The sequence below is a fragment of the Bremerella sp. P1 genome, from assembly GCF_028748185.1.
Taxonomy (GTDB): Bacteria; Planctomycetota; Planctomycetia; order Pirellulales; family Pirellulaceae; genus Bremerella.
In genome coordinates this window covers 2,399,077-2,414,682 of sequence record NZ_CP118164.1, presented here as the reverse complement: position 1 = coordinate 2,414,682, position 15,606 = coordinate 2,399,077, and the positions used below count along the sequence as shown (strand labels likewise).

General features: G+C 55.5%; 4 protein-coding genes. 3 read left to right on the top strand and 1 reads right to left on the bottom strand.

The window, feature by feature from the left end; all coding sequences use genetic code 11:
• Window positions 1–40: 40 nt before the first annotated feature.
• Complete coding sequence (locus PSR63_RS09930; protein ID WP_274332875.1) at window positions 41–4,051, bottom strand: hypothetical protein; 4,011 nt, start codon at window positions 4,049–4,051, stop codon at window positions 41–43.
• A 425-nt stretch (window positions 4,052–4,476) separates the two neighbouring features.
• Between PSR63_RS09930 and PSR63_RS09925 the strand changes: the two genes are divergently transcribed.
• From PSR63_RS09925 to PSR63_RS09915, 3 genes are all read left to right on the top strand, one after another.
• Window positions 4,477–6,162: an outer membrane protein assembly factor BamB family protein gene (locus PSR63_RS09925; RefSeq protein ID WP_274332873.1), complete on the top strand. Its 1,686-nt coding sequence runs from the start codon at window positions 4,477–4,479 to the stop codon at window positions 6,160–6,162.
• 348 nt (window positions 6,163–6,510) lie between these two features.
• Complete coding sequence (locus PSR63_RS09920) at window positions 6,511–11,490, top strand: PVC-type heme-binding CxxCH protein (protein WP_274332871.1); 4,980 nt, start codon at window positions 6,511–6,513, stop codon at window positions 11,488–11,490.
• Window positions 11,491–11,716: 226 nt separating this feature from the next.
• Window positions 11,717–15,511, top strand: a complete 3,795-nt coding sequence (locus tag PSR63_RS09915) for a S8 family serine peptidase (RefSeq protein WP_274332869.1) — start codon at window positions 11,717–11,719, stop codon at window positions 15,509–15,511.
• Window positions 15,512–15,606: the final 95 nt, after the last annotated feature.

The window sequence follows — 15,606 nt, the reverse complement described above, 5'->3', positions numbered from 1 at the left end:
TTTGCTGAAAACTGAACACTGAAAACTACTAACTGACTCATTATTCCTCTTCGTCGTCTCCACCGGAAGGGAAATGGGTCGTCCAGCTGTCGATTTGGTCGTGAACTTCTTCCAGAGAAAGCTTCCTGAGCGGAATCGCTTCACCAGGTTGCCAGGCTTCGTTTTCGGTCGAGAAGCTAGCTTCGAGTTCGACTTTCGTTACTTCCTCGTCCAGGGCCTTGAGCCATGCCGGAATATCGAGCCCCACGCCGCTGGGCTCTTCGACCAAGGCTTCCGCCTCATCGTACAGGAGTTTGAAGGCCGTGTTGGCCTCTTCACTTCCCATGTTGGTCATCGATTGTTCGACCAGCGAGCAGATGCGGTCGACGGCCAGCGGTCTGACGAAACGCTCCTTGATGCGGTCGGCTACGGTGGGCATCTGCATGGCGTATTCGCGTTGTAGGTTACGCAGCTTCTGTACGTATTTGTCGGCTTCGTCTTCGATGCGATCGGCCAAGGCCTTGCGCCACATCTGGGCTGCTTCTGAGTGCCCGGTTCGGACAAGCACCTCGTGCGTCATGACGATCGGCTTAAGGTTCCACGAGACCCGATCGTACGCGGTACGAAGTCGCAGGAAGTCGAGGAACATGTAGAGGTACTCGCCCCGGTCACTTTGCGTGGTCGTGCTGTTGTAATCGCGGTACTCGGCGAAGTTCTCCAACACCGCTTCCAGTACCATGCTGAAGCAGGCAATCGATTCGGTCCGATTGATATTCGTTCCCATGGCCTGAATGAACAGGGGCCAGTCTTCTTCGGGCCACTGCTGGCGAACCTTCTCGATCCAGGTTTCTACGCCACCATGCAGAATGCTACGGATATTGCCGCGATTGAAGAAGTGTTGGGTGAACAGGTCGGCCCCGTACCGCTGAATAAAAGCTTGAACAAGCTTCCATTGACCTGGGTCAGAAAACTTCTCGACCGCCGACAAACGGAGCGTCCGGCTGTGATTGAGCCACACGATTAACAGGTTCTGGGTGACATGCTCCAGGCACTCGACCAGGGCGTTGTCGAGTTCCGATGCTCCCTCTTTGGCAACTTCCCAGCTTTCGGACGAAGCTACAACTGCATCGATGATTGCCAGGAAGCCTGTTTCAAACAGAGCGTCGAACTCGGTGATTGCGCCAGGACCGATCGGGTTGTCGTTTTCCATCTTCCGCGCCGTGTCGAGCATTTGACGCGAGAAGTCGTACTGTCCGATGCGCGGTAGCCAGTGCAGCAGTTCACGAATGGTCGATTGGCGAACGCGAGTCGAGACAATTCGCAGTGGCCCACCCCGCTTCGAGATCGGCACGTATAGCAGTGGCTTGTCTTTCAGCGTATTGAGCATCGGTGGGAAGTGCTTCTGCACGGCCTCGGTATCGCCTGCCAGGATCGCAGCCAGCAGATCGACTGCCAGCGTCTGTTCGGCACCGATTTCCTTTTCGAGATTCTCCAGCGATTGCTTGTGCTCCGGAGCAACCGCGGCCACGACCGACGAGAGGATGCGAGCCGCCGAGGCCGTACTCACCGTCGTCATGATGATTCGTTCGAGCATGAACTCTTTCACGGCACGTTGTCGATCGTACTCGACCATCTCCTGGTGGTCGCCGCTGATATCGCTCAGCTGATGTTGGTTCACGACCAATAGCAGTTCCAGCAGTTCGCGATAGTTGGTAATCGCCTGCTCTCGCCACTGCAGCAGTTTCTCGACGACGACTGGCTCACCTTGGGTGCGTAGGGCCTGGAACGCAGCCATCTGCCATTGTTGGGCCACACAACTCAGAAACGAGATGTGCATGTTGACGCGGCGTGATTCGACTTGCAGTTCTTCGCTCGATTCGGTCGAACTCGACCCCCCTTCAAAGATCGCACCTTCGTTTCCGTCGTCGGTGCTATCGGTGAAGGTGACGTCTTCGTAGGCGGCCTGGAAGATGTCATCCTCTTCGCTCGGCTCTTCTCCTTGGAACAACGCGTCGAGTTCTTCGTCGAACTGTCCCTTCTTGGCTTGCTTCGAGAACCATCCCGGCACCTGGCTAAAGATACCTGCGTTGGCTTCTTGGAAATCCATGAAACGCTGAAGCATCTGCCACGTTTCGGCCTGGTTCTCAGGCGTATCAGCCAGCGTCTCGCGATGCTTCTGAAGGGTCAGAATCCACTGCGTTGCGATGCTGAAGTAGGACGTGTCGAGATGATGCAGCGGAATCTCGTCGGCCTGTTCGAGCCAGTTCATCAACAAGGCCATCGTGGTGACGAAATCGTTTCGCTCCAGCAAGGCTTGAATCACCAGGCCATAGGCCTTGGGGGAATCGAACATTTCGACATGCGGCGACCAGAAGGCAATGTCGCCAGCTTCCGCTCCGGCTTTGTGCCACAAACGCAAGGCATCAGCAACACGTCGAGCAGCCGCGAAGGCATCATCACCGCTGGGGCTGTCGACGCTGGAAAGCTCGTGCGTGGCGAATTGATGCCACCACATGCTGAACTCTTCGAACGCCCAGGCCGTTTTCGAGCGGACTGCCTCATCGTCGCGAACGGCCGCTTCGCTGAGTGCCTGGGACATGAGATCGAAGATCTGTTCAATCATCCGTGCCAAGTCATCCACGCGATGATCGCGGACGCTGTTTTCGTACGCCGGGAACAAGCTGAACTGGCCATCGAAGCCCAGGATGTTCCAGGGATCGACAATCGCTCCACACTCGATCGCCCGATGCAAGCGGTCGACAATGCGGTGGATGTACTCGATGGTTTCGTTCAGGTCGCCGCGACGCATGGCCTGATGGGCGAGGGTGATGAAGCACTCGATACGGCACTGCATTCGCGCGGACGCGGTTGGGACGATATCGACCTGTTTGCCTGCCGCTTCGGGATAACCCATCCGCGAAAAGATGAGTGCCAGGCGAACGTGCGCGAGCTGTTTCGCGCGGCGATTGCTGAGATACGCATTCAGGTGCTGGCGAGCGGCCCCGAATGGTTGGCGTCGTTGGATCGACTCTTCATTGAGCCGTTTGGCCATCGACTCAGGGCAGTTATCCAGCAGCTGGTTGTAAAAGCGATCGCGGTAGTTGGCGATAACGGGGACCAGCTTCGAAAGGGTTGTCTCGCTATCGTAAGCACCTGGTCCGCTGCCACTGATTCCGGCACCCATAAGGATGACACCGGCCAGAACGGCTGCCCCTTCGTAAATGAGCTCGTCATGGCTCAAGTTTTCCGGAGGGTTGCGATCGACGCGATCGGTTAATGCTTCCAAGGTAACTTGTTGTACGACAAAGCGATTGTAGTGACCGCTCATGTCGATGCTGTCCGGGTCCCATTGTCCGAACTGGTAATTCGGACGTTTGTTGACCGGGTGCTCGAAGTCGTATGCTCGTGGGTCGATCGCCAGTTCGACTAGTTTCGCGGGATCGAAGCCGGCATCTTGCAGGATGTCAGGTGCCGTACTTTCGAGTAGCTCCAATGTCTTCTCGACGATCTCCTGATGTCGGCTCTGACATGCGCCTGCCCCTTTCAGCCAAATCGGAATAGGGCGGCAATACTCATGGGCGTACGGTTCGGTCTTGCGGGTTTCGAGTGCAGGTACCGGCCGGTGTCCGATGTAATCGTTGAGCTGATCGAGACAATTCTTGAGAACCCGATCCTCGTTGTCCCATTCGGCCGATTGCATCAGAACAGACTGCGCCACGCGGACCACGAAGTAAGGAGAGAACAGGCTCTCGCCGCTTTGGTGGAACAGAAGATCGTGATGGAATTCCAGGTAGCCCGGCAGAACGACGTCAAAGATATAGTGGAGAGCTGTCTCAGCCTGGGTGCTTTGTTTGAGGGCAGCGGAAGACGTCCTCAGGCGAGCAAGACCCTCTTTCAGTGTGCTGCCGACCTGCGACCATTTCCAAAAGGGGCTGTCTGGGTTTGCTTCGGCCACTTGGCGAAACAGATGGTCCATCGCAGTGGCAAAGCGTGCGTCGAAGTCTCCGGAAGAGAAATTGAGATAGCCGAGTATCTTCTCGAGCAGAACATTCTCTTCAGTTCGATCACCCATGAACCGTCCACTGTGATTGAAAATAAGTACCCAATGCGAGGGGTGGGCGGTATTTCATTCGACACGCCATTCGATCCCCTCACGAGAGTGGTAAATCCTCCCGCAAGAGTTCATGGTAGAGCCCAGCGTGCATGGGGTCTAGGCGATGCAGAACCCCTGGAAACGTGGAAAAACAAGGTTTTGGCGAAATCCTGGGCGAAAACGTGACGCTTCTGGGTATCTGAATTAAGATGAAAAAACTCGGCAAGGTATTTCCTAATCGAGTGTTATGCTTAGAGAGGACGTATTGTTGGCGTTCTCATCGAGCAAAAAATCTAAATTCCAATCCTCGCAGCCGATTCAGGCCGTGAAGGACCTTATCTGGCAGTAGTTTCCACACAGAAAGTCGGACCCTGTTCAGGCCGACCCAAGGAAGCAAGACGATTATGCACATTCAGAAATGCGTTACGCGGCTGTTCCTATTTGCCATGCTGGTGCTGGCCGCAAGTCCTGCGATGGCTCAACTGGGGCCGCGAAACTTCTCTCCTTTGGAATTGGAGCGATTGGGTCTTGAGAAGTTGTGGACAGGCCAATTGCCGATCGATCCGCATCGTTCCGAGATTGAAGCGTTTCGCCAGGTGGTCAGCCTGAAGAATCCGTTGGTCGTCTTCGAGGTGGAACAGGATGGGCGGAAGGCAACGTTCGCCTCCAACGAATTGAGCATCGTCGGACAGCCGCTGGGCGAAGAAGGCGCGAAGGCCAAGGCCGATCAGTATGTCGCTCGTCTGGACGACAGCAAGGGAAAGCCGGTTGTTAATCGCCTGGAGATTCCAGAAATTACGTTTCTGGCTCAAAGCGACGCCGGCATGTTGATGTCGGTCAATGGTCGTACGGGTCGAACCGAGTGGTCGAAAGTGTACGGTCGTCGCGGGTACCCCCAACCGACGCCTAATGCCAACGACGATTTTGTTTTCACAATTAACGACTTTGCTCTGAACTGCATTTATCGCAACAACGGCGAGTTGGTCTGGACTCGAAAGCTGGAAGGCGTTCCGATTGCCGGGCCTGTGGTTGGTGAAGAGTTCGTCTACATTCCGATGCTCGACGGAACCGTCGTTGCCTACAACTTTGAAGGCGGACCACGACTGACGCCGCGCTATAAGTCGTTGGGTAGAATTCACAAGCCAATGGTCGCTTCGAAAACGTCGGTTGCCTGGGCGACCGATCGCGATTACTTCTACGTGGGCTATGCCGATCGACCGTTGATTCGCTATCGCATCGAATCGAGTGGTCAGATCCTCGCGCCACCTAGTTTTGAAGGACCTCTGCGTCTCTTCTTTACGACCGAGACGGGTTATGTCTATTGCCTGTATGCTCCTGATGGTAGCGTGCAGTGGCGATTCTCGTGCGGACAGCCGATTGACACTTCGGCCATTGCCATCGGCGATGCTGTTTTTGTGGCATTGAAGCGAGGCGGGCTGTACAAGCTCAGTATCGATGATGGTGGCGTGAAGTGGTTCGTGCCACGTGTCGAACAGTTCCTGGCAGCGAATGATCAGTACGTCTATGCCCTGGATCAGACCAAAAATCTCGTTGTGCTCGATATCAATTCGGGTGCTCAGGTTGGGACACTGCCTTTGTCTGGCTACGACTTCTTTTACACCAACCCCGAAACCGATCGAATTGTGATCGGCTCGAAAACGGGACGCCTGGTTGTATTGCGATCGGCCGCCCATCCGTATCCGATGGTGCACGTCAATGTGAAAGCACCTAAGAGCGAAGAAGAAGCTCCCGAGGGTGGCAAGAAAGAAGAAGACGCAGGAGATACCAAGCCTGCGGTCGATCCATTCGCAGCCCCAGGTGGTGGTGTTGCTGATCCGTTTGCTGCACCTGGTGGCGGTGCTCCGGCAGCCGATCCATTCGGTGGCAGTGGCGGAGGAAATGCAAATCCATTTGGTCCGCCCAGTGGCGGCGGAAACAACGATCCGTTTGGTAGCGGCTCGAGCGATCCATTCGGCGGTGGCAACTCGGGAGGTGGTTCCAACGATCCGTTTGGTGGCGGTGCCAGCTCCGATCCGTTCGGCAGTTCCAACAACGGAGCCGGAATGAGCAACGATCCGTTTGGTAACTAAGCATTCCGCCTAAGTGACTCAAGGTTATTGAAAGACTCGCACATCGACTTGATGGCGAGTCTTTTTTGTTGCTAAGTAGGGAAGTGTATTGCCCCTTACGCCGCTGCAGACGTCGTTCATTTTTCGAAATGGGTACAGAAATAGGCACAGATCTAGTGCATTTCCGGCTTCGTCCCCGCTAAACTAACAGTGTCCAGCCGCATGTTCGTCTCTCGGAAGGGTATGCATTGATCGCAGACTTCCATCCAGCCTGGCGAACGCACCCCACATTCGCAAGCTTCTCATCAGCCGCGCGCGGCTGTCCACACGCATCCCGTTTACCTCATGAATGCAGGAGATTTCACTCTCATGATTAAGCATCTGGCATGGCTCTTGGTCGGCTTTCTGGTGACCGCCGCAGCGAATGTCGCTTCGGCGGACGATGCCGGCTTCAAGCCTATTTTTGATGGCAAGACGCTCAATGGTTGGAGCGGCATCGACACCTTCTGGAGTGTTGAAGACGGCGCCATTACTGGAACGACGACCTCGGAGAATCCCACCAAGGGCAACACGTTTATCATTTGGGAGCAGGGCAAGGTCGATGACTTTGAACTGAAGCTCAAGTACCGCATCGTTGGTGGTAACTCGGGCATCCAGTATCGCTCGACCGACCTGGGCAACCATGTCGTCAAAGGCTACCAGGCCGACATCGATAGCGGCACGACCTACAGTGGTATCAACTACGAGGAACGCGGCCGCGGTATCCTCGCTCAGCGTGGCGAAAAGGCGATTGTCCAGGACGGCAACAAAGATCCCAAGAAGGAACGTTTCGCCAAGTCGGCGGACCTGCAAGACAAGATCAAGCAGGAAGATTGGAACGACTACCACATCATCGCCAAGGGCAACCACCTGATCCACAAGATCAACGGCGAAGTCTTCAGCGAAGTCATCGACGAAGGCGAAAAGGATGCCCGCACCAGCGGTATCCTGGCGTTGCAGTTGCACGCTGGTCCTCCGATGAAGGTCCAGTTCAAGGACATCATGCTCAAGCGTCTTCCTTTGCAGGAAGGTAAGAAGAAAGTGGTGTTCGTTCCTGGTACGCCCAGCCATGCTTGGGGCGATCACGAACACGTCGCTGGTTGCCGACTGTTGATGTTGGCTCTGACCGAGAACATGCCGCAGTTTGAAGCTTCGATCTACAAAGGTGGCTGGCCTGACGATCCGACCGCGTTCGACAACGCCGATGCGGTGGTTGTCTACTGCGATGGTGGCGAACGTCACCTCTTGAAGCCGCACCTGGAAGAATTCCAGAAGCTGATGGACAAGGGTATCGGCCTGGCATGCATTCACTATGGCGTGGAAATCCCTAAGGGCGAACCTGGTGACAAGTTCGTTGATTGGATTGGCGGCTACTTTGAAACCTGGTGGAGCGTCAATCCACACTGGACGGCCTCGTTCAAGAGTCTGCCTGATCACCCGGTTGCCAATGGTGTCGAACCATTCGAGATCAACGACGAGTGGTACTACAACATGCGGTTTCGCAACGACATGGTCGGCGTCACCCCAATTCTGACTGCCACTCCACCAGAAAGCACGCTGAGCCGACCCGATGGTCCACATAGCGGCAACCAACACGTTCGCGCGATGAAGGGCCAGCCACAACACGTTGCCTGGGCTTCCGAACGGGAAGATGGCGGACGTGGTTTTGGTTTCACCGGCGGTCACTTCCACTGGAACTGGGCCGACGAGAACTTCCGCAAAGTGGCACTCAACGCTATTGTCTGGATCAGCCATGAAGAGGTTCCGGAAAACGGCGTCGAGTCGAATTCTTTATCGCGAGACGACATGGAAGGCCTGATTCCAGGTCCCAAGCCCCAGTCGAAGAAGAGGGAAGCCAAGAAGCCAACTTCCAACAAGGTTTCCCAGAATGTAAAGCCTCTCTACCAAAGTCCCGTCGTTACGACGGCGACTCCCGGACATCAGGTCGACATCAAAGTCGACCTGAAAGGGGCCAAGAAGCTGTTTCTCGTCGTCAGCGACGGTGGGAACGGCTACAGCTGCGACTGGGCCGACTGGATTGAACCCAAGTTGGTCGGTCCCAGTGGTGAAAAGAACCTGACGGAACTGAACTGGAAGAAAGCGACGACCGACTGGCGCCAAGTTAACAAGAATCGCAATGTCGACGGCACGCCGTTGATGGTCAACGGTAAGCCTTACGAGGACGGGATCGGCACACATGCGAACTCCGTCATCGAATACGATCTGCCTGAAGGTTATACAACCTTCGTCGCCAAGGGCGGGCTCGATAATGGTGGAACGAATCAAAACGGCGGCAACGATACCTCGGTTCAGTTTGCTGTTTACACCACCAACCCTGGCAACGTTTCCGAGCAAGCCGAGAACGCAGGCCGTGGTCCTGAAAATGCCGTCGCGAATCTCGACGTGTACCCAGGTCTTGAAGCAACGCTGACTGCTTCCGAGCCAGACTTGAAGAGCCTGACCAATATCGATATCGATCACCGCGGCCGCATCTGGGTCTGCGACGTGATGAACTACCGCCGCAACAACGGCAGCCGCGAAGAAGGGGATCGGATCCTCATTCTGGAAGATGAAGATGGGGACGGAGTGGCCGAGAAGTCCAAGGTCTTTTACCAGGGTCGCGAAATCGATTCGGCGATGGGTATCTGCGTGTTGGGAAACAAGGTCATTGTTTCCGCTTCACCGAATATCTACGTCTTTACCGATGAAGATGGTGACGATAAGCCTGAGAAGAAAGAGCTTCTGTTCACCAACACCGGCCAGCCTCAGCACGACCACTCCGCCCACAGCTTTCTCTTCGGGCCCGATGGCAAGCTTTACTGGAACGTCGGGAATACTGGCAAGCAGGTCTACGATGCCAACGGCAAGGTGGTTGTCGACCTGGCTGGAAACGAAGTGATTGACAATGGCCAGCCGTACTTCGGCGGCATGCCATTTCGCTGCAATCTGGATGGAAGCGAGTTCGAGGTCCTCGGACATAATTTCCGCAACAACTACGAAGTCACCGTCGACTCGCTGGGTAACCTGTGGCAAAGCGACAACGACGACGACGGTAACCGCGGCGTCCGTATCAACTACGTGATGCAGTATGGCAACTATGGTTATCGCGACCAGATGACCGGCGCCGGCTGGCGTGATCCTCGCACCAATATGGAAACCGAGGTTCCGCTGCAGCACTGGCACTTGAATGACCCAGGCGTCGTACCGAATCTTCTGCAAACCGGTGCTGGTTCGCCAACGGGCATTTGTTTTTACGAAGGGGATCTACTGCCAAAGGTGTTTCACAATCAAGTGATTCACTGCGATGCCGGTCCAAGTGTTGTTCGTGCTTACCCAGTGAAGAAGGACGGCGCTGGCTTCTCGGCCGAGTCGGTCGATATCTTGCAAGGTGCCCGCGATAACTGGTTCCGTCCGGCCGACGTGTGTGTGGCTCCGGATGGATCGATCTTCGTCAGCGACTGGTACGACCCAGGCGTCGGTGGTCACGGTCAGCGCGACCTCGATCGCGGCCGTCTGTTCCGCGTCGCCCCGGAAGGTTCGAAGTACATCGTGCCGAAGTTCGACTTCGCCACCGTGGAAGGCTGCATCAAAGCTCTCAATAATCCATGTCTTTCGGTTCGCTACATGGCTTGGACCAACTTGCACGAGCGAGGTGCCCAGGCCGAAGCGGCACTGAAAGCGGCCTATGACTCGGCGAAAGATACTCGAGAAAAGGCTCGCCTGATGTGGCTCCTCGGTAAGATCGAAGGGAAGGGGAATCAGTACGTCGACCTGGCGTTGTCTTCTGATGATCCCGACATTCGCATCGTGGGCCTGCGTCTGGCACATCAGCTGAAGATTCCTGCGACAGAAGTCGTGGCGAAAGTCTTGGGTGACAAGAACCCTCAGGTTCTTCGCAGTGCCGCCATCGAGCTTCGCTTTGACGGTAGCGACGAGGCTTCCCAGCAATGGGCTCAGTTGGCCAAGAAGTACGATGGCAAGGATCGCTGGTATCTCGAAGCTCTCGGCATCGGTGCCGATCTGCACTGGGACGGCCGCTTGGCTGCCTACCTGTCGGCCATCGATGGCAAGATTGATACCGATGCAGAAAAGGATGTCGTCTGGCGAAGCCGTGCTACTCAGACGCCTAAGCTGTTGGCCTCGATCATCGAAGACAAAACGAACTCGGCTGACAAGCTGGCTCGTTACTTCCGTGCTCTCGACTTCCAGCCGAATGCGGACGGCGTGAATAGTGCTGTCGCTGCGTTGGCTTTCGCTGGCACCCGGCACGACGCAGCCGAGACAATGATCATCTCGGAGTCGGTCAAACGACTGAAGAACTACAATGCCAGCAACCCTGAGTCAGCTGCCGCTATGGAGAAGGCGCTTGCCAAGCTGGAAGGGACCTCGATGTACGTCGATTTGGTCGATCGCTTCCAGCTCAAGCAGCACTACGGTCAACTGCGAGAACTGGCCATCGCTCAGCCAGAATCGGCGATTGGTGTTGCGGCTGTCGATGTTCTGCTGCGACGTGGACAGAACGATTTGCTTGCCGACATCTTGACCGCAGGCACTCCGGAACAAAAGTTGGCGTTGACGACAGCTATCTCCAATAGCAGCACTGGCCAGGCAAATGCGTGGCTACGACGAACGTTGAACGATTCGTCGGCTGACCTGCAAATTCGCCGTGCTGCGGTGAAGGGTCTGGCGAATAACGAGAAGTCGGCTAAGCAGTTGTTGGAACTTGCCAAAAGCGGCAAGCTCGATCCCGAACTGATGCAGGCCGCGGCAGCTCCGCTGAAGATCGCCGTTTGGAACGACGTTCGTAACCAAGCCAACGAGATCTTCCCGCAGCCGCCATCGAAGGACAACAAACCCCTTCCGCCAATGGATCAGTTGGTGAAGATGAAAGGCTCTGTCGATAGCGGCAAGAAAGTCTTCACGACCGAAGGGACCTGTAACAAGTGCCACATCGTGAATAATCAGGGTAAAGAAGTTGGACCGAACCTGAGCGAGATTGGCTCGAAGCTAAGCCGCGAGGCGATGTTCGAGGCGATTCTCTATCCGAGTGCCGGCATCAGCCATAACTACGAGAATTGGGCCGTGCTGACCGATAGTGGTACTGCAATCTCTGGCTTGAAAACGAGCGAGACGGGCGATTCGATTACGATCACCAATGCCGAGGGTCTTGCCCGCACCATTCCTAAGGATGAAGTGGAAGAGATCCGCAAGCTGCCTATCTCCGTCATGCCGAACGATCTGCAGAAGCTGATGACGGTTCAGGAACTGGTGGATGTGGTCGACTACATCTCGACGCTCAAGAAGAAATAAGCAGCCACGCCGTCAGGCAGGCTGATCGACTTCGTAAAGGCCGCGTGAACATCATCGTTCATGCGGCCTTTTTTGTTGGGTTTCTGCCGATTCTGCGGAATTTTCTACATCCTGGACCTTCGCCGCTGCGGGAGTTACGACCTAGAATAGAGAGTTTACGTAGATTGTGCGGCCCAGGGCCTGCACGCTTTCTCGACTCGCGAAGATCCTTCAACCCAAGCCAGCCATGATTCGCTTCTGCTTTGCCTTCGTTTTGTTGGTCACTTGCTGTACGCCTGCATTTGCACAAGACGCGTTCTTTCCGACGGCCGACTTGCTTCCCAAGAAGGAAATCGGGGCGACGCGCTATCTGAAGCAGCACCGCAAATTCGATGGCCGCGATGTGATTGTTGCCGTGTTCGATACCGGCTGTGATCCGGCCGCGGAGGGTCTTCAGGTCACGTCCGATGGAAAGCCCAAGATCATCGACATGATCGACGCTACTGGCAGTGGTGACGTCCGCACGACGACCGTTCGCAAAGTGGAAGAAGGTCAGATCGAAGGACTGACCGGACGAAAGCTGACCATTCCCGAAAAGTGGAAAAACCCCAGCGGTGAATACCGCGTTGGCATGAAGCCAGCTTACGAACTCTTTCCCGATAGTCTTGTTCCCCGCTTGCGAGCCGAAAACCGTAAGCCATGGGACGAAGCCGTTCGTGCGAAGGTCGAGGGGCTAACGCGTGAGTTGGAAGCTTTTAAGAAAGCCAATCCCAAGCCGAAAGGTGAAAAGCTAAAAGAGAAGAAGGAACTCGAAGCTCGACTGGAAGAGTTGACCAAGCTGGGCAAGAACTGGAGCGATCCCGGCCCAATCTATGACTGCGTTGTCTTCAACGACGGCAAGCAGTGGCAGGCCGTCATCGACACAGATGAAGATGGTGATCTGAGCGACGAGAAGGTAATGACCAACTACAAGGTCAAGCGTCAGTACTCGACCTTTGGCGAGGTCGACCTGGTGACGTTCGCCGTGAATATCTATCAGGATGGTGACGTCCTGAGCATCGTCTGCGATGCCGGCACGCACGGTACACACGTGGGCGGGATCATCGCGGCCAACTATCCCGAAAAGCCAGAACTCAACGGTGTGGCACCAGGGGCTCAGATTGTGTCGGTGAAGATCGGCGACTCACGACTCGGATCGAACTCAACCGGGATTGGTGAAGACCGCGGTCTGATCGCCGTGCTGGAAAACAAGTGCGACCTGATCAACATGAGCTACGGTGGACCTTCGCCTGAATGGAGCACGGGCCGAACGGCTCGCTTGTTCTCAGAGATTGTCAATCGCTACGGCGTGATCTTTGTGGCTAGTGCCGGCAATAGTGGCCCGGCTCTTAGCACCGTTGGCGGCCCAGGCGGAACGACCTCGGCCATTCTCGGTGTTGGTGCCTATGTCTCGCCTGAGCTGATGTCTTCGGCCTATTCCGTGCGTGAAGATCTGAGTGAAAAGCCTTTCACTTGGAGCTCGCGTGGACCGACGATGGATGGTGACCTGGGTGTCGATATTACCGCACCTGGTGCCGCGGTCTCACCTGTCTCGCGCTGGTCGCTGTCGCCAGGTAGCCTGATGAACGGGACATCGATGTCTTCGCCCAATGCATGCGGCGGTGTGGCACTGATCCTCAGCGGACTGAAGCAAGAGAAGATCGACTATACGCCGGAGTCGGTGAAACTGGCCATCAAGAATACGGCTCGTAAGCTTGAAGGGGGTACCGTCTGGGCCAATGGTCACGGGCTGATCCAGGTCGACGCAGCTTTCGATTGGCTGGAAGATCACCGTGACGATGTCGAGCCAGAAGTTCGTTACGACGTTTCCTTGCCAGGCATGCGAACCAAACGAGGTGTCTACCTGCGAGAGCCAGAGGAAGTCAAACGTACCCAGGAAATCACGGTTGAGGTCGATCCCCAATTCAACGAAGACGCCAAGTACGGTCCGCGGGCCGACTATCGCGCCGAGTTCTTCCTGAAGTGTGATGCCGACTGGGTGAAGGTTCCCCAGAACTTCTATGTGAACCATGGCGGCCGCAGCTTCAAGATGGAAGTCGATCCTCGCAATCTGAAGCCAGGAGCCCACTTCGCGTCGGTGGAAGGTTACTACGCCGATAAGCCCGACATGGGGCCACGTTTCCGGGTGCCGATTACCGTCTTGGTTCCTTCGCCCAAGAAGACACCCACCGAGTTCCAAACAACCTTGCGGCTTAAGCCAGGGCAGATCGACCGCACCTTTATCGAGGTGCCGATGGGTGCCACGTGGGTGAATGTCCGCGTGAAGCCGATCAAAACCGAAGATAGCAAACTGTACGTATTTCATGCTTTGCAGCGTCTGGAAGATCGAGCTTTTCCGACGATCGAAAAGAAGAGCTTCCTGCGGGTCGAACCGAATGAGGCCACCGAGATTAGTTTTGCTGTGGCTGAAGGGAAGACGTTGGAAATGACCCTGGCCCAATACTGGTCCACGCTTGGTCAAACGGAAGTGGAATTGAAAGCGACCTTCTTTGGGATCCTGCCGAGCCCAGCCGAGTTGACCTGGGACGGAACGAACCCGATTCATCGCATCGATGTTCAGTCGAGCCTGGCGCCTATGGAGATCAAGCCGAGTGCCAAGTTCGAGAAGCTCCGTAAGACGCTGCTGCCGGTGAAAAGCGAAGTCGAAGCCCTCGACCCCGAGCGCGACGAGTTCCCTCAGAAACGACTGAACTACGGCATCACGCTCACCTACGAATTCACACTGAGCGAAAAGTCGACCGTCACGCCAGAACCTATCATCTGGGCCAATAGCTACGATCGTTATTCCGGCGGTGTGTACGTCATTTACGATGCCAACAAGCGGGTTATGAAGACAGGAGCCGGCGGACGCGATGCTTCGCTCGATAAGGGGAAGTACACGCTGACGTTCTACTTCCGCCAAGAGGACCGCGACAAGGTCCTGGAACTGGAAGACATGCCGATCTGGCTCGACTACAAGATCAGCGGACCAGGCATTCGCACCTTCGATACGCATGCCAAAGCGGTCGGCCAGGATGGTGGCTTTAGTTCCACATGGCTTCGTCCCGGGCAACTGCTTCCTGTCTTTTTGACGACCAATCCGAAGGGGCTTCCCAAACAGGCCTCGCCGGGCGACTTGTTGATCGGGGAAATCCAGTTTGGTGATCCCGATTCCAAGCTGGGTGGCGAAGCTCGACGACCAGACGGATTTCCTTTGCAGTACGTGGTTGCTCCGCAGCCAACGCCCAAGGCGGAAGCCCCGGACCAACCGAAAGAGGACGAGCCTACTCTGGAAGACAAGCTATTCGAGACCAAGCTCGCTTACCTGAAGACGCTCAAAGATAAGAAGCAGAAAAAGGAATTCGACAAGCTGTTCAAAGAGTTGAACAAGGAAAAGAAAAAACACATTCCGCTGCTACAGGCCAAGTTGATCTTGCTGGACGAAAACGATCGCAAGGACCATTTGCCGGAAGTCGTGCAGGCCGCGGACGAGGTTCTCAAGGCCATTAACGTCGGTAGGGTCCGCAGCTACTTTGCCGAGCGTCGCGATCCCGAGACCGACAAAGAAAAAAAGCAGATGAAGGAGATGACCGAGCTGAAGGAAGCGATCATCGATACGCTTTACCGCAAAGCTCGGGCAATCGCCTACATGGATCTGCCGACTGACGATCCGGAGCATCCCGAGAACAAAGACATTCACAAAGAGCCGAAGGACGACCAAGAGCGAGCCGAGTTGTTCGAGAAAGCTTTCGATGATCTCGCAAGCTGGGTCGACACCACCGATAAGAAGTACGCTCTGGTCCACCTGCGGCATCTACGCCGGCATGATCGCCAGGCAGAAGCCCTGCAACTGCTCAATAAGATGATCGCGGAAGATCCGACCAATCTGCTTCTGTATAAGAAGCGTTCGGACATCTACGGCGAATTGGGCTGGGAATTTGCCGAAAAGTACGAGGAAAAGTGGCGCAAGCTCCGCAAGCGAGACGCTTACCTCCCAAACTGAGAGTCGAGATCAACTATGGGGTTAAGGGTAAATATTCGCTAATAGAGCGAAATTTCCCCGCTGTCGGGTGATCGAATCTTGCTGTTTTGCCCGAA